Raw genomic sequence first — 16,214 nt, forward strand, 5'->3', positions numbered from 1 at the left:
TCTAATCTTTTTTACTAATTAAATAACTGCTGTTTTAAAAACACTTATGTCTGTAAATCTAAAAACCGTTCTGCCTCTAACGCGGCCATACATCCCCTTCCTGCAGCAGTCACAGCTTGGCGAAATACATCATCCGCCACATCCCCTGCAGCAAAAACGCCAGAAATGCTTGTAGCTGTTGAATCTGGTGCTGTCCATAAATAGCCACCTGGTTTTTGTTTCAATTGCCCTTCAAACAAAGAAACAGCAGGTTCATGCCCGATAGCAATAAATATCCCGTCTGCATCTATTTTAAGTTCTTGACCTGTTTTAATATTTTTAAGACGCGCTCCTGTCACAACAGCACCGATTGATGAATTAGCTGGTAAACCAACAATTTCTTCTACTACATGATCCCAAATAATACGCACATTATCGCGAGCAAATAATCTATCCTGCAAAATTTTTTCCGCACGAAAATGATCTCTCCGGTGAACTATACTAACACTTTTAGCCAAGTGTGATAAATAAAGTGCTTCTTCAACAGCTGTATTTCCACCACCCACAACAATAACATCTTTATCACGATAAAAAAAACCGTCACAAGTAGCACAAGCAGAAACACCACCGCCCATAAAGGTTTGTTCGCTTTCCAAACCAAGCCAGCGAGCTTGTGCTCCTGTTGCAATAATCAATGCATCACAACAATATTGTGTTCCTGAATCACCATATAAAGTAAAAGGACGTTTTGATAAATCAGCTTTTATAATATTGTCATAAACAATTTCCGTACCCATATGCTCAGCTTGTTTTGCCATTTGTTCCATCAACCATGGCCCCTGAATTGAATCAGAAAAACCTGGGTAGTTTTCAACATCGGTTGTAATTGTCAACTGCCCACCCTGCTGCACTCCTGTAACCAAAACAGGTTCAAGCATTGCTCTTGCCGCATAGATTGCCGCTGTATAACCAGCTGGCCCCGAACCAATAATAAGAACGCGAATATGCGGTTTTGTCATAAAATCTTCCTCTTTTAATCCTCTTTATATCTATAAATCATGATGAAAAATGTAGCCTTTTTAAAATATTTCTCTTACAATTCAAGTTATGGTTCACCTGTATTTTTTTCAAGGTCTACTAAAGGTTGATTGCCAATTTATCATAGCTTGCTTACTATAGAGACTAAACTACATTTTATATAGATATATACACACTAATGAGTACAAAACCACAAACAAAATAAAAAAGAGATAGGAAACGGTCATTTTTCAGTTTATTACCAATATCTGCGCACGTTTTGCATTAGTCATGGGAGCAGCAATGCTTTTACCTGCTCTTGCAGATTTGCGTGATGGAAACCATAATTGGGCAGCTTTTCTTTACTCTTGTGTTATAACTACCATGCTAGCAACGCTGATTCTTTTAGCTACCAGAGGTGCGAGCTGCCGTTTTTCAGTACGCCTTGGTTTCACACTGACTCTTTGCCTTTGGTTAACAGGTAGTATAGTGGGTGCTCTCCCTTTGTATCTTTCTCCACTCCCAATTTCCTTAGCAGGAGCAATTTTTGAATCTGTCTCTGGAATTACAACAACAGGTTCCACCGTAATCACAGGTCTTGATAATCTTTCACGAAGCATTTTGCTATGGCGTTCTCTCATCTGTTGGATAGGAGGTATTGGTTTTATTGGTTTAGCTTTATTGCTTTTGCCTTCACTTCGTGTTGGGGGAGTACAACTTTTTCATATGGAATCATCAGATAAATCAGAAAAAATATTGCCCCGTATTAATCAAATCGCTAATGGAATTATCATTGCCTATATTGGACTAACGCTTGCTTGCATGCTCTCTTATTTTGCTGCTGGCATGACCTTATTTGATGCCATCAACCATGCAATGAGTACGATAGCGACTGCTGGGTTCTCAACTCACGATGCCTCATTTGGTTATTTTTCTGATAAGCCAGCCATCCTGATTGTTTCAACAATCTTCATGTTGCTTTCTGCTTTACCCTTTGTACTTTATGTAAAACTAGTGCTTCCTGGCCAATCAAAACGCTCTATTGATCCACAAGTTATCGTTTTCCTAAATATTGTTTTCTTTTTCAGCTTTGCTTTAGCTGTGTGGCTACGATCTCAGGATCATCTTACCTTTCATTGGGCTTTTCTTGATGTGATTTTTCACTTTGTATCTATTATCAGCACCACTGGCTATAGTGCTGAAAATTATCAACTTTGGGGACCTTTTGCTTTTGGTGTTTTTTTCATTGTTTCTTTTACAGGTGGGTGCGCTGGTTCCACCTCTGGTGGTATAAAAATCAACCGCTTAATTATTCTTTGGCGCATTGCACAAACAAATATGGCAAAACTCCTTTCTCCTAATGCAGTTGTAAAAGTTCGCTATGATCATTCGAATATATCTAGTGACATTGCTCAATCCGTTTTGCTTTTTGTATGCCTGTATATGTTTTGTCTTCTTATCGGTACTACACTTTTACTCACCACCGGGCTTGATTTCACTTCTGCTTTTACAGGCGTTTTAACGGCACTTTCAAATATTGGTCCAGGTTTTGGAGAAATTATTGGTCCTTCTGGTAATTTTACGACGATTAATGATAACGCTTTATGGATCTTGAGCTTTCTTATGCTAGCCGGTCGTCTTGAAATTATAACTATATTTGTATTTTTTATCCCTACTTTTTGGCGTGAGTAGTTTTTATGCTTGACGCTTAATTTTGTAATAAAAGAAACTCACAAGCAAAACAAAAAGATGAATAACACACACATTAAAACTAATCTTCAATCCAATTGATTGGAAAATCCTTAAAGAAACCTCAAACGGATAGCTACATTAGTAATGTTAAGTTTAACATCAACTATAATTTCTGCTTCATCTGTCTAAGATACATTTGTCAATAAGTAAGGTAATGTTATCAACATTGAGTACAACAACTTCTTATATTGACTAAGATTTGTAACATCCTGCTTTGTAGGTCTTTTCTATCAGCCCAAAGCTGATCTGCACTACTTCTTTGTTATGACTTATAAATGGCTACCAGTTCATCAACATAGGAAAGTTTTGATAAATCTGATTTTTCTATATTATATTACATTTAATATCAAAAATTTTTACAGCTTTGTTGTTTAAAAACTTATCTTTATTTCTAGTATTGAATCAATACAAAAAGCTTTAACAACCTGCATCTCGAAAGAAGAACTATTCTATACCCCTTAAATGGAACGCTGTAGAAAAAATAACAGTTTTTTAAAAATTCACTGATAGTAATGTAACAAAACAAAAATCTGAAATAATTATTGTTAACTATACTCCACCCAACAAGAATTTAACACTTTACCTTAACTGCAACTCCTCTTGAGATGGACAATCAATTAAGTTCTAGTGAACATACTTGGAATCATTTTGCAAACGGTATACGGCATTTCTTTCCAAGGTATCCGTTTTCTTTCTTCAAAATAATTATTCTAAAGACTTTGAAATATATTTAAAATGTTTTTCCCTCAAACATCATCTCATAGACACTCCCAATTGCAGCAGCTTCCTTTTCTAAAGGAAAATGAGTGCGAACATGAGCTAAAGCCTTTTTCCCTGTAGCCAATGTTTTTTCCAAATCAGCAAAATAAGGTTCAATTGCGGCAGTTAAAGCTAATCCATCTCCTGCTTTAACAACTGTTCCTGTTCCTTCTACTACTAATTCTTCATAAACACCTGCATCACTGGTTACTACAGCTGTTTGCGAAGCCATCGCCTCTAGTGGTGTTAAACCAAAACCTTCTAAACGAGAAGGTGCTACATAAAGCGATAGACGACGGTACCATAAAGGTACATCTAATACTTCACCAAGAATAATAATGCGATCATTCAAACCAGCATGAGCGATCTTTTGACGTAATTTCTTTTCAAAATTATAATGTTGTGTTGTAGTACAACCAGCGATAATTGCTGTCCAATCAGGATAATGTGGCAATAATTTTAACATTGCATCCACAAATAAATCAGTACCCTTTAAATAGCGCACACGCCCAAAACACCCTACTGCATATTTTCCCGGTAGCCCTGTTGCTATAAAACAATCACTAACAGTTTTTGGTGGTGAAAAACGCTCAAGGTCCACCCCATGCATAATAACTTGATAAGGAACTTCTAGATAAGTTCCAGTGCGCGCACTAGTAGCAATAACTTTATCCATGCGGCGAATTAACCATTTCGTAAAAGGCTTATGCTGACGCTGAGATGCCGACGTAAAAATGAGTTTAAGCTTCACGCGTAAAACATCGCGAAAAAAGATACCGCAGAGCATCTCAATATTGCGTCGTGCATGCCAGATACGAAATGGCTTGCTTACTGGCTTTTTCCAAAGCCCAAAAAGATCTCTAAAAGAAAGAGCTGGCAAACTTTGCGGCAATCCCCACCCCAAAGTAGATATATGTATCCCCTGTTTTCGTTGCAATGGAATAAGTTGAATAATTGTAGACGTTACCCCTGACATACGTTTTTTAAAATGAGGAATAATAATATCAGTCTCTTTCAAAGACACATACATAAAATTTAGATATATTGAATCTTAATAATTTCATAATTATGCGCTCCACCTGGAGCATTGACTTCAATGACATCACCCTCTTGCTTACCAATAAGTGCACGTGCAATAGGTGAAGAAATAGAAATTTTACCAGTTTTTACATCAGCTTCTTGATCACCAACGATCTGGTAAACCTTTTTTTCTTCAGTATCTTCATTCAAAAGCTTTATAGTAGCCCCAAATTTAATTCTATCACCTGAAAGGCGAGAAACATCTATAACTTCTGCCCGTGCAATGTAATCTTCAAGTTCGTTTATACGCCCTTCATTATGACTTTGCGCTTCCTTAGCGGCGTGATATTCAGCATTTTCCGACAGATCACCATGCGCACGTGCTTCAGAAATTGCTTCAATAATCCGTGGACGTTCCTGCTGTTGGCGCCAACGCAACTCTTCTTTGAGATTTTCAAAACCGGTTGTAGTCATTGGAACTTTTTCCATGATCCGTCCCTTTCTTTTACACAGAAGGCCTTATAAAAATACAAAAACGGCTTCCAAAATTGCTTTTGGAACCCGAGCATTACAACTTTCTTATTATATAGAACAAAAACCTCGTTTTCCATATAAAAAAATAAAAACAATAAATAGCATATTGGGATTCTTTTAGATAAATTTATATTTTCGGCTTAAATACTCAACCATAACACCTATAATGATAGGACACATCAAAGGAACAATTATATTTTTCTATCTTATCATTAACTTAAACAAAAAAGATATTGTGTAAAACTAAGAAGAATGGAACTATATAAAAATCCTATGAGGTCAATAATGAAAAAAATGATTGTTTTTTTTGTGTTCGGCTTTTTTTTCCTGACAACAACCGCAAGCCAAGCCACAACCGCAATCGTAACAAGAAATCTTAATCTTAGAGCAGGACCAAGTATTCATTACGCACTTCGAGGTTTCATTCCTGCAGGACACTTAATAACCGTCTATAGCTGTAGAAATAACTGGTGCCAAATTAATTATGACTCACGAACCGGTTGGGTGTCATCTCGTTATTTATCATTTAAAAATGGAAATGACCTCTATTATACATATAAGATACCATCATCTTCAACTACCTACCATCATTATTGATAACAGTTGAGTGAATTTAAAAATCCCAACACCGTATATTTTTACCATTCATCCCACTCTAGCAGCTATACTGTTCTAATTTTTAAGCTAACTACATTTCTATTAAAGGCAATAGTTATTAGTTAAGTAGCGTAATCATAAAAAACTACATAAAAACTATCACCCACAACAAATAAACAATAGGTACAAGCAACTCTAGTGTTATCAAACTAAAAATGCTAAAAACCTCTCCATAATAGGTAGAATGCAAAGCTGATGATAACATTGAAGCCTCTTTTACCTTATCTCTTACGATAAAAACCCATAAAATGTTTCTATAATGTCGTACCAAAAACCTAAAAGACCTGCCCCAAAATCTAATAAAACATCCTGCAAGATAAAAACAGGCCATACTGCAACTGCTAAACAACCTTCTGCTACTAACTCTAACCCAGTAATAGAGTCTGAGATTTCTTTTAAAACTGCAAGTGATTTTACATCTCACAATGCAACAAAAACTGGTGTTACAGCAACAGTTGAAGCTCTTTCTACGCTTATTGCTTCGGATAATCCCCTTTTTAAAAATGGTACAGTATGGACACCTCATCGCCCCATTCGCCCTGAAAAATCTGAAGGTGGAATTCCATTCCAAATAAACACACCTTTTGAACCTGCAGGAGATCAACCAGCAGCAATTAAAGCTTTAGTTGAGGGTGTCGAGCGAAATGAGCGCACTCAAGTACTTTTAGGCATTACCGGTTCAGGAAAAACTTACACAATGGCTAAAATTATTGAAGAAACACAACGCCCTGCTCTAATTCTGGCGCCAAATAAAACTTTAGCTGCGCAACTTTATGGAGAATTCAAAAGCTTCTTTCCCCAAAATGCTGTCGAATATTTTGTTTCTTATTATGATTATTACCAACCAGAAGCCTATGTTGCACGCTCTGATACTTATATCGAAAAAGAATCTTCTATTAATGAACAAATTGATCGTATGCGCCACGCTGCAACACGTGCTGTACTTGAACGCGATGATGTCATTATCGTTGCATCTGTATCCTGTATCTATGGAATTGGTTCAGTAGAAACTTACACCGCTATGACCTTCCAAATGCAAAAAGGTGATAAGTTAAATCAACGGCAATTATTAGCTGATTTAGTTAGTCAACAATATCGTCGACAAGATATAAATTTTACGCGCGGTTCTTTTCGTGTGAGAGGTGATACGATCGAAATATTTCCTTCTCACCTTGAAGATCGTGCTTGGAGGATCTCACTATTTGGTGATGAAATTGAAACAATTACTGAATTTGATCCTTTAACAGGACAAAAAACGGGGGATCTTCAATCTATTAAAATTTATGCAAATTCACACTATGTCACACCACGACCAACATTAAATCAAGCAATAAAAGCAATCAAAATGGAATTAGCCCAACGCCTTGATGAATTAAATTCTGTTGGCCGCCTTTTAGAAGCGCAACGTTTAGAACAGCGCACAATATTTGATTTAGAAATGTTAGAGACGACTGGTTCTTGTTCTGGAATTGAAAATTACTCACGCTATCTAACGGGCCGTAATCCTGGTGAACCACCCCCAACCATGTTCGAATATATTCCCAACAATGCTCTTATTTTTATTGATGAAAGCCATGTAACTATTCCCCAAATTGGTGGGATGTATCGGGGTGACTTTCGACGAAAAGCAACCCTGGCTGAATATGGATTTCGCCTACCCTCTTGTATGGATAACCGTCCTTTACGCTTTGAGGAATGGGATGCTATGCGCCCACAAACAATTGCCGTTTCTGCAACACCTGGACGTTGGGAAATAGAACAAACATGCGGCGTTTTTGTCGAACAAATCATTCGTCCAACAGGGCTCATTGACCCACTAACACAAGTGCGCCCAGCACGCACACAAGTCGATGACGTTATGAATGAAATTCGCAAAACAATTAAAAAAGGTTATCGTACATTAGTAACTGTTCTAACCAAACGTATGGCTGAAGATTTGACAGAATATCTCCATGAACACAACATTCGTGTACGCTATATGCATTCTGACATTGATACATTAGAGCGTATTGAAATTCTTCGTGACCTACGACTTGGTACTTTTGATGTTTTAATTGGCATTAATTTACTACGAGAAGGATTAGATATTCCAGAATGCGGTTTTGTTGCTATTTTAGATGCTGATAAAGAAGGATTTTTACGTTCAGAAACCTCTCTTATTCAAACAATTGGACGAGCTGCGCGTAATGTAGATGGCCACGTTATTCTTTATGCGGATACAATCACCAACTCCATAGAACGAGCATTGCAAGAAACAACGCGACGCCGACAAAAGCAAATAGCCTATAATGAAGAGCACCATATCACCCCCACCAGTATCCAAAAAAATATTGGCGATGTCCTCAATTCAGTTTACGAAAATAATCATCATGCAGATATTCCTGATTTTATCGCACAAAATAACAAAGTTGATAATAATTTAGCTAACCATATTCAACATCTCGAAAAATCAATGCGTGAAGCAGCTGCCAATCTTAACTTTGAAGAAGCAGCTCGACTTCGTGATGAAATCAAACGGCTACAGAAAATAGAATTAACAATTGCTGATGACCCCTTAACACATGATAATAGTGAACATTCCACTAATGAGACCACGATACAATCAAGCCTTTTCTCCAAACCTGATCTTGACCATATAGGACCTACCATGGATGTCGGTCTTTTAGAAAAGCATCCAATAGAAAAAAAGCTGCATAAAAAAGCTCTTGATAAGAAAGTAATAAAGGAAGCTAAAGTCTCTTCAACTGCTAGTATTTCTAAAAATGACTCTCATACAACTAGAAAACGGAAACGCTTTACAAAAAATGGTCTTCCAAAACATCAGTAAGCGCTAAATCCATAATCAAAAAATTGTATTTTTTTGTTTTTATAATTCATAGTAAAATAAAAAGACTTAATCTTTTAAAACCATTTTTAAATGAAAAAATGACATAAGAAAGTAGATTGTACGAATAAAATTTTTGTCAAATATCTTCTGCTTAAAAAACTTACCAACTTTTGATAAGTTATAAATATCACAAAGTTATAAAAGAACTATTTCCCAATTTTGAAATAAGCAAAAAACCAATCACGAGAGAGCTTTTTATATATTAAAAGCTACCTTAATATACTAATTTATATATAGTATAGGGCATAGTTTTTATTGTCTATTGTTAAAAAAGCAATGACATAAAAACACTCTATACCTTAAACAGATAAGTAAAGTTTTAAAACAATAATAAGGGTTTTAATTTTATTAACTTTAATAATAGTAGCATTGATATTTTTATTACATTACTCTTGTCTAAGATTCAGACATTTCTAGATTATATGATGTACAAAATATATTTGATATAAAAGTTTGACCACCGTAGTAAAAAATAAAACTTCAAATACTGACGTTTTATGTGTTAATTTATATAATATGTTTTGTGCAATCAGATTTTTAGCGTAATTTTATTTTGTTATTTTATAATTTATTCTCAACTAAATGGCTTCTTTATTCGTTCTATTAAAAAATTAAAAACCGTTCAGGTTACATTCAGCTTAACGCATGTAAAGTAATGAATAATATAAATTCATAAAGGGAGTATGTTATGAACAAATTGACTAAATTAATAGTATTATCAGCAATATCAACTGCAACCATCTCCACACCATTAACCACAGCATCTGCCCGTAATGATTATGTGTACATTCAGCACAATGTAAACAGCATCCCTCAACACCACACTCAATATCATCGCGAGCAACGGCATATTCATTATAAAAACCCAACACGTTACTCTTATCATTACGAACACACTACACAAAACCATGTTCATCAATATCATGTGAATCGTCCTAATAACACAAATGATGCTTTAGCAGCAGGTGTTTTAGGCCTTGCTACAGGTGCAATTCTTGGCAATGTTTTAACGAAACCTGCGCAGCCACAAATTATCTATCAAGCCCCATACCCTCAAAATCAGGTGATCTATCAAGAAATACCCCAACCTCAAGTAGTTTACCAAGTGCATCCACCAGTAACCTATCACCCCGCCTACCAACAACCATGGACATCACAATGGCTTCAATATTGCACAAAAAAATACCGCTCGTTTAATCCTAGAACAGGTACTTTTCGTGGTTACGACGGTTTAGATCATTTCTGTCATGCTCCATTACAATAACCTTAAGTAATACTGAAAAAACCCCGTTTAAAAGCGGGGTTTTTCATATATTTACCATTAAATTCCTTGAAGAAAAGAATTGAAACGGCGTTCATAACCTATTGTGCTTCCTGGTCCATGACCAGAAATAAAGCTGACATCATCACCTAAGGGTAAAACTTTTTCTTTAATGGATGTCATCAATGCCTCGTGAGAAGATAATGGGAAATCAGTACGTCCAATAGAACCACGAAAGAGAACATCACCCACTAAAGCCACGCGCTCTTTTTTATTGAAATAAATAACATGTCCAGGGGTGTGACCAGGGATATGCAAAACATCAAATACATGTCCAGCACAATCAAGGCTATCACCATCTTCCAACCATTGATCAGGCACACAAATACGCACATCAGCCATGCGATAGACTTTTGCCCTTTCAATTACGTCTTCCATAATTGGTTTATCACCACGATGTGAACCAATGATTTTAACATTAAGTTCCTCTTTAGCTTGCATCGCTGCTCCTACATGATCAACATGACCATGTGTTATCCAAATAGCTTCAACGCTAACACCTATCTCTTGAATTTCTGCTTGGATTTTAGGCCAGTCACCACCTGGATCAACTAAAACCCCTTTTTTACTTTTACTATCAAAAAGTAAAGTACAATTTTGTTGGAAAGATGTAACTGGAATAATATGTGCGCTCAGATTACTCATAGTACCCCTTTTAAAGAAATATTTATCAATTAAATAACAGTTTCATACATTTATAAAATCAAAAATTGCGAGCTCGACAGCTTGATGCAACTTATGTAGACTGGATCTTATTGGAAACTGGATTTTCGTCAAGGTTTTAAATAATGACCGACCATGTTCACGTTTTATGTGATGATGCACCTCATCTCCTGGTTATTGATGATGACACGCGTATTCGTAGCCTTTTATCTCAATTTCTTATTAAAAACGGATTTCGTGTTTCAGTTTCCGCTAATGCTGATGAAGCCCGTCGTCAACTCGCAAGTCTAGATTTTGATCTTCTCATTGTTGATGTCATGATGCCTGGTGAAAATGGCATTGATCTTACCCTTTCATTACGCCAAACAAAAAATGTCCCCATCTTAATGTTAACGGCTTTATCAGAAACAGATAATCGTATCCATGGGTTAGAAGCAGGAGCAGATGATTATCTATCCAAGCCATTTAATCCTCGTGAACTTTTACTTCGCATTAACGCCATTTTACGGCGCGGTTTCTCACCTAACCAGTCCAAAATCGAACAAATTGTTTTTGGGCCCTATATGTTTTCAATTTCACGACGTGAACTGAAAAAAGGGGGAGAAGTCATCAAACTAACAGATAAAGAACAAGAAATGATGGTTATTTTTGCAGAACATGCAGGTAATACAATTCCACGTCATAAATTCGCAACAGGTGATAGCGAGATAAGTGAACGTGCCATTGACGTACAAATTAATCGTTTACGTCGCAAAATCGAAAAAGACCCGGCAACCCCTATATGGCTTCAAACTGTGCGAGGGGTCGGTTATAAACTCTCAATTGAATAGACGTAAGTAATGATTAAACTCGCAAGACAATTTGCTCAGTGGTTAACGAGGCAAATGCCTAAACGTCTTTATGCCCGTTCTTTGATTATTATTATCGCTCCCATGGTGCTCTTGCAAACAGTAATTGCCTATGTCTTTATGGAACGCCACTGGCAAATGGTAACTGAGCGCCTTTCAACTGCTATTGTCCACGATATCTCTGCCATTATTGATATAATTGAAACATATCCGCAACAACATAACTATGAAGATATCAAACGCATTGCACAGCAGCGTATGGGATTAAATATTTCTATCTTACCCCCTGACCCCCTGCCCCCTCCTGGCCCTAAACCATTTTTTGCAATTCTTGACTATTTTCTTAGTGAAGAAATTACCCATCAAATTAACCGCCCCTTCTGGATTGATACAGTAGGCGATTCTAATCTTGTCGAAATCCGTATCCGTCTTGATAACAGTATTTTGCGCGTTTTTGCTGTGCGTAGTCAAGCTTATGCTTCCAATACCGGTATCTTCTTAAGCTGGATGGTAGGAACGGCTCTTGTTTTATTACTGATAGCCATTTACTTCTTACGCAATCAAATCAAACCGATCCAACAACTTGCTGAAGCAGCTGAAAGTTTTGGACGGGGACGTCCCCTACCAAAAGATTTTCAACCACAAGGAGCTGATGAAGTGCGCCGTGCTGGTATCGCCTTTCTACGCATGCGTGAACGTATTGAGCGCCAAATTGAACAACGCACCATGATGCTTTCAGGTGTAAGCCATGATTTAAGAACCATTCTTACACGTTTTAAGCTCCAACTAGCTTTAGCAAGTACAGACTTTGATATTAGCCCGCTCGAGCAAGACGTTAGCGACATGCAAAATATGTTAGAAGATTATCTTGCTTTTGCACGTGGAGAAAGCGGTGAAAATGTTAGTTCTCTTGATTTAAACGCCCTGATGCAAAAATTCTCTACCGAAGCTCATCTTCATAAATGTCAATTCTCTTACACAATTGAAGGCCCTAAACAGATACAAGTACGCCCTCATGCCTTTACGCGTTTGATTAGCAACCTTGTGTCAAATGCATTTCATTATGCAAACACCATCAAATTAACAGCTACATCCCAACAAGAATCGCTTATTATTATTATTGATGATAATGGACCGGGCATTCATAAAAACATGCGTACAGAAGTATTTAAACCATTTTTTAGACTTGATAAAGCGCGTAATCAAGATGCAAGTGGAACAGGTCTTGGTCTTGCCATTGCCCAAGATATTGCGCGTAGCCACGGGGGGAATATTCAATTAGACGACAGCCCATTAGGAGGCTTGCGCGCTATTATTGACATTCCCCTATAAAATATACCAAAAAAACTTTGATCAAGAATTAATCAGAAAATAAATTTATTGAATGATTTTAAGCGTTTCCTACAGTTTCAAATAAAGCATATTGTAATGCTTTATAAGCACTTTCACCCATCCAAGCTACCATTTGAAAAGCAGTATAATGACTTTCACAAACTTTAAGCGCATGGACCAACAATGTTTCAACTTGTACATGGGATGGATGCACCCCACCAGCTAAAAGAAGACCTTGCCGATAAATAACTGAATTGTCTCCTTGCCAATAATCAAAATGCCCTAGTAACAACTTTTCATTAATTGCTAATAATAAGCGGTGCATTTCCTCCGTTCGAGTATTTTCAATAGAAAGATCAAATGCACAAGCTAAATGAAGAGCTTCTTGTTCTTCCATCCATGAAAAAGCAAGACGATAATTAGCCCGTTTTCCTTCTACGCAAACATTAATTTCATCTTCTGCATTCCGCTCAAAAGACCAGTCGTACCTATAGGCAATCTGTTCAATAAAATCGACTGGATGCTCTTCTCTTTGTGCGGCGCTAAAGGCAAGCCTCATCATTAACCCTCAAAACAATCAAGAATGTTATCAATACAGCGCAAAATGCTTACAATTGTAATAACATTTGTTACAATTAAGCCCTTACACCAAACAAAATACACAGTAAAACGTAGACAATATACGATACCTAGAAATACAACAGGTGATATTTCCCATGGTATATAATAGCCTGATAAAGATAAAACGAATCATCAAGCTATTTCAGTGTATTGATACAATCTCATAGTGCTAGCCCCCTGATTCAAAAAAATGCTTTTTTATAAAAAACGAATCCAACAATAAATTAACGATTTTCCTTAACAGATTCAGAATTAAGCATTTTTTAGCTTCGTGCATAATGTTGAAAAATTGGGGATTATTTTTTTGAGAATACAATTTTTATACTAAAACTAATTTTAGTTTCCGTCACGGACTCTATTTTTCTAAATCATCAAGACGTTTTGCTAAATCAGCGTTTTCTGCACGCGCTTTAAGCACCATTTCCTTAACCACTTCAAATTCCTCACGTGAAACAAGATTAAGCTTATTGACTATCTTCTCAGCTTGCGAACGAAAAATTGTTTCAGCTTCATGCCGTACACCTTGCGCAGCACCAGCTGCATCTGTCATTAATTTTGCTAATTCATCAAGAATACGGTTGGATCCATCATGCATGAAATTTTTCCTTAATTTTAGTCAATTATGTGTGCATTATAGTGCATTTTATAACATATAGATATTGTATTTGTTTCTTTTATAAAATCCATCGTAATTTTTCTATCCTCCTCTTACATCTATAAACAATAGCAATCTATTCTCTTCTTGCCTTGACCATCGTGTGTTCATCTGTCATGTTTTAACAACCTATAATTTCATAAATGTAAAAAACGCTTCCTGATGAACGACTTTCCTTTTTGTCCTGCTATTAATTTCCCTACCTTTCTTGATCCTGTTATTATCCATTTAGGTCCCATAGCGCTACACTGGTATGGGCTTGGTTATGTTGTAGGCATTCTTTTTTCTTGGTGGTATGCGCAAAAATTATTGGCAAAAAAATTCTTGTGGCACGCAAACCAACCTCCCATGGATCAGCATAAAATAGGTGATTTTGTTATTTGGGCTACCATAGGTATTGTTGTTGGTGGTCGTTTAGGACAAGTACTTGTGTGGGATCCTGCTTATTATTTTAACCATCCAAGCACCATTATTGCAGTGTGGACTGGAGGAATGTCTTTTCATGGCGGCCTTATTGGTACCACCATTGCAATGATGTGGTTTGCTCGTAAAAATGGCATTAACATTTGGGCAATGTTTGATACAATTGCCGCAGGTGCCCCCGTTGGTATCGGCATTGTGCGGGTGTGCAACTTCATTAACCAAGAATTATGGGGTAATGTTACTACCGTTCCTTGGGCTATTTGCTTTAACTATGATCCCCAATATCTACCACGCCACCCAAGCCAACTTTATGAAGCGTTGATGGAAGGACTTCTTCTTTTCATCATATTGGCTATTGCTGTTTTTGCTTTTAAAGCATTAAAACGCCCTGGAACAGCAACTGGAATATTTATTTTAGGTTATGGAATAGCACGTAGCATTTCAGAAATTTTTCGTGTTCCTCAAGAAGACCCAGAATGGTTTTCTGCCCTCTTTTATTCCACTGGATTTACCTATGGAATGGCACTATCTCTTCCTATGATTCTCTTTGGCTTTTATGCACTTCTTCAAGCTTTCAGGAATCATTCTACAAAATAATGACCACTCTAAAAGAAAAAATTAAAGAAATCATTGCTGTCAATGGGCCAATAACTGTTAGCCAATATATGACATTAGCCCTCACAGACCCAAAATTTGGCTATTACCAAACACAAGAACCTTTTGGATCTACGGGTGATTTCATTACCGCACCTGAAATAAGTCAATTATTTGGAGAGATGATTGGTATTTGGGTTTTTGCAAGCTGGAAAGCTCAAGGCAGCCCCAATCCTTTCATTCTAGCTGAAATAGGTCCAGGACGTGGAACACTTATGGATGATGTTTTACGTACTATTCAAAAATTATGTAAAACAGCCTTCAATGCTACTGAAATTTTTCTTGTTGAAATAAGCCAACGTCTTGCAACAGAACAAAAAAAGCGTCTTTCCTCTTATCAAAAACATATTCATACTATTGAACATTTTAATCAAATACCTTCAGGACCTCTCTTTCTCATTGCTAATGAGCTCTTTGATGCGCTTCCTATCCACCAATATATCAAATTCAACGGAGAATGGAGAGAGCGTTGCATTACACTTGATCAAGATGGTCATTTTACCTTTACAGCTGGAGCGCATAAAATTTCTTCTGATGACTTACCAGCCTATTGTGCTCAAATGCCTAACGGAACAATTTGGGAACACGCTCCCTTACGTAACCAACTGATGCAACAAATTAGTAATCGCTTAATACAAGATAAAGGATCTGCTTTGCTCATTGATTATGGTGCTTCTGATTGTGCATTTGGGGATACATTGCAAGCTATTTCAAAACATAAATTCCGTGATGTTTTTGCCAACCCAGGTGAACATGATTTAACATCACATGTTGATTTTTTCACTTTAAAAACAATAGCCCTTCAAGAAGGTTGTTTTGCTGAAATTCTAGAACAAGGAGATTTTCTTGTAAAAATGGGAATTCTTGAACGTGCAAAACAGCTTAGCATTAACAAAGATACCTTGATCCAAAACAAAATCCGTCAAGATATCGAACGGCTTGTCGGCTCTGATCAAATGGGTAAACTTTTCAAAGTTCTCCATGTTAGTGATCAATCTACTACTATCTCTAACTTTTTTGACTTCCAATAATGACAAAGAATTGACAAGTACTGCTGTCTTGAACACCATTGCCTGTTCAAACAATTATGTG

At 36.7% G+C, this 16,214-nt stretch carries 14 protein-coding genes; 8 read left to right on the top strand and 6 right to left on the bottom strand.

Features of this window, described 5'->3' with window-relative positions; all coding sequences use genetic code 11:
* Window positions 1-44: 44 nt before the first annotated feature.
* The gene (gene trxB / locus GGR10_RS04775) at window positions 45-998 is read right to left on the bottom strand and encodes a thioredoxin-disulfide reductase (protein WP_182480162.1); all 954 of its coding nucleotides are present in this window, start codon (window positions 996-998) and stop codon (window positions 45-47) included.
* A gap of 301 nt (window positions 999-1,299) precedes the next feature.
* On the opposite strand from trxB, the gene GGR10_RS04780 reads away from it, so the two are divergent.
* On the top strand, window positions 1,300-2,688 hold the full coding sequence (locus tag GGR10_RS04780; RefSeq protein WP_182480163.1) for a TrkH family potassium uptake protein: 1,389 nt from the start codon (window positions 1,300-1,302) through the stop codon (window positions 2,686-2,688).
* A 790-nt stretch (window positions 2,689-3,478) separates the two neighbouring features.
* On the opposite strand, the gene GGR10_RS04785 is transcribed toward GGR10_RS04780, so the two are convergent.
* Window positions 3,479-4,537, bottom strand: coding sequence for a glycosyltransferase family 4 protein (locus tag GGR10_RS04785; RefSeq protein WP_182480164.1), 1,059 nt, complete (start codon window positions 4,535-4,537; stop codon window positions 3,479-3,481).
* 5 nt (window positions 4,538-4,542) lie between these two features.
* Window positions 4,543-5,016, bottom strand: coding sequence for a transcription elongation factor GreA (gene greA / locus GGR10_RS04790; protein ID WP_007476805.1), 474 nt, complete (start codon window positions 5,014-5,016; stop codon window positions 4,543-4,545).
* 339 nt (window positions 5,017-5,355) lie between these two features.
* On the opposite strand from greA, the gene GGR10_RS04795 reads away from it, so the two are divergent.
* The 3 genes from GGR10_RS04795 (at window position 5,356) to GGR10_RS04805 (ending at window position 9,869) form a co-directional block, all read left to right on the top strand.
* On the top strand, window positions 5,356-5,658 hold the full coding sequence (locus GGR10_RS04795) for an SH3 domain-containing protein (RefSeq protein ID WP_422614142.1): 303 nt from the start codon (window positions 5,356-5,358) through the stop codon (window positions 5,656-5,658).
* A 319-nt stretch (window positions 5,659-5,977) separates the two neighbouring features.
* The gene (gene uvrB / locus GGR10_RS04800; RefSeq protein WP_182480166.1) at window positions 5,978-8,545 is read left to right on the top strand and encodes an excinuclease ABC subunit UvrB; all 2,568 of its coding nucleotides are present in this window, start codon (window positions 5,978-5,980) and stop codon (window positions 8,543-8,545) included.
* Window positions 8,546-9,293: 748 nt separating this feature from the next.
* Window positions 9,294-9,869 carry a BA14K family protein gene (locus GGR10_RS04805; RefSeq protein WP_182480167.1) on the top strand — a complete coding sequence of 192 codons (576 nt, stop codon included), beginning with the start codon at window positions 9,294-9,296 and terminating at the stop codon, window positions 9,867-9,869.
* A gap of 57 nt (window positions 9,870-9,926) precedes the next feature.
* Here GGR10_RS04805 and GGR10_RS04810 read toward each other — a convergent pair whose 3' ends face one another.
* Window positions 9,927-10,571, bottom strand: a complete 645-nt coding sequence (locus GGR10_RS04810) for an MBL fold metallo-hydrolase (RefSeq protein ID WP_182480168.1) — start codon at window positions 10,569-10,571, stop codon at window positions 9,927-9,929.
* A 143-nt stretch (window positions 10,572-10,714) separates the two neighbouring features.
* Between GGR10_RS04810 and GGR10_RS04815 the strand changes: the two genes are divergently transcribed.
* Together GGR10_RS04815 and GGR10_RS04820 are read left to right on the top strand one after the other, a co-directional pair.
* Window positions 10,715-11,419, top strand: a complete 705-nt coding sequence (locus GGR10_RS04815; RefSeq protein WP_182480169.1) for a response regulator — start codon at window positions 10,715-10,717, stop codon at window positions 11,417-11,419.
* Between the two features lie 9 nt (window positions 11,420-11,428).
* Window positions 11,429-12,769: an ATP-binding protein gene (locus tag GGR10_RS04820; RefSeq protein ID WP_182480170.1), complete on the top strand. Its 1,341-nt coding sequence runs from the start codon at window positions 11,429-11,431 to the stop codon at window positions 12,767-12,769.
* Window positions 12,770-12,827: 58 nt separating this feature from the next.
* Here GGR10_RS04820 and GGR10_RS04825 read toward each other — a convergent pair whose 3' ends face one another.
* Complete coding sequence (locus GGR10_RS04825; protein WP_182480222.1) at window positions 12,828-13,328, bottom strand: type III secretion system chaperone family protein; 501 nt, start codon at window positions 13,326-13,328, stop codon at window positions 12,828-12,830.
* A 417-nt stretch (window positions 13,329-13,745) separates the two neighbouring features.
* Window positions 13,746-13,985, bottom strand: coding sequence for an accessory factor UbiK family protein (locus GGR10_RS04830; RefSeq protein ID WP_182480171.1), 240 nt, complete (start codon window positions 13,983-13,985; stop codon window positions 13,746-13,748).
* 222 nt (window positions 13,986-14,207) lie between these two features.
* Between GGR10_RS04830 and lgt the strand changes: the two genes are divergently transcribed.
* Entirely contained in the window at window positions 14,208-15,065 is an 858-nt protein-coding gene (lgt, locus tag GGR10_RS04835; RefSeq protein WP_182480172.1) for a prolipoprotein diacylglyceryl transferase, read from the top strand.
* Window positions 15,065-16,153, top strand: a complete 1,089-nt coding sequence (locus GGR10_RS04840) for a class I SAM-dependent methyltransferase (RefSeq protein ID WP_182480173.1) — start codon at window positions 15,065-15,067, stop codon at window positions 16,151-16,153. Before lgt ends, GGR10_RS04840 begins: the two co-directional genes overlap by 1 nt.
* Window positions 16,154-16,214 lie beyond the last annotated feature (61 nt).

Source organism: Bartonella chomelii, assembly GCF_014138465.1.
Lineage (GTDB): Bacteria > Pseudomonadota > Alphaproteobacteria > Rhizobiales > Rhizobiaceae > Bartonella > Bartonella schoenbuchensis.

Excerpts from the sequence above, each read along its gene's own strand:
- trxB (WP_182480162.1), bottom strand. The coding sequence starts at position 998 with ATGACAAAACCGCATATTCGCGTTCTTATTATTGGTTCGGGGCCAGCT.
- GGR10_RS04780 (WP_182480163.1), top strand. The coding sequence starts at position 1,300 with ATGCTTTTACCTGCTCTTGCAGATTTGCGTGATGGAAACCATAATTGG.
- GGR10_RS04785 (WP_182480164.1), bottom strand. The coding sequence starts at position 4,537 with ATGTATGTGTCTTTGAAAGAGACTGATATTATTATTCCTCATTTTAAA.
- greA (WP_007476805.1), bottom strand. The coding sequence starts at position 5,016 with ATGGAAAAAGTTCCAATGACTACAACCGGTTTTGAAAATCTCAAAGAA.
- GGR10_RS04795 (WP_422614142.1), top strand. The coding sequence starts at position 5,356 with ATGATTGTTTTTTTTGTGTTCGGCTTTTTTTTCCTGACAACAACCGCA.
- uvrB (WP_182480166.1), top strand. The coding sequence starts at position 5,978 with ATGTCGTACCAAAAACCTAAAAGACCTGCCCCAAAATCTAATAAAACA.
- GGR10_RS04805 (WP_182480167.1), top strand. The coding sequence starts at position 9,294 with ATGAACAAATTGACTAAATTAATAGTATTATCAGCAATATCAACTGCA.
- GGR10_RS04810 (WP_182480168.1), bottom strand. The coding sequence starts at position 10,571 with ATGAGTAATCTGAGCGCACATATTATTCCAGTTACATCTTTCCAACAA.
- GGR10_RS04815 (WP_182480169.1), top strand. The coding sequence starts at position 10,715 with ATGACCGACCATGTTCACGTTTTATGTGATGATGCACCTCATCTCCTG.
- GGR10_RS04820 (WP_182480170.1), top strand. The coding sequence starts at position 11,429 with ATGATTAAACTCGCAAGACAATTTGCTCAGTGGTTAACGAGGCAAATG.
- GGR10_RS04825 (WP_182480222.1), bottom strand. The coding sequence starts at position 13,328 with ATGAGGCTTGCCTTTAGCGCCGCACAAAGAGAAGAGCATCCAGTCGAT.
- GGR10_RS04830 (WP_182480171.1), bottom strand. The coding sequence starts at position 13,985 with ATGCATGATGGATCCAACCGTATTCTTGATGAATTAGCAAAATTAATG.
- lgt (WP_182480172.1), top strand. The coding sequence starts at position 14,208 with ATGAACGACTTTCCTTTTTGTCCTGCTATTAATTTCCCTACCTTTCTT.
- GGR10_RS04840 (WP_182480173.1), top strand. The coding sequence starts at position 15,065 with ATGACCACTCTAAAAGAAAAAATTAAAGAAATCATTGCTGTCAATGGG.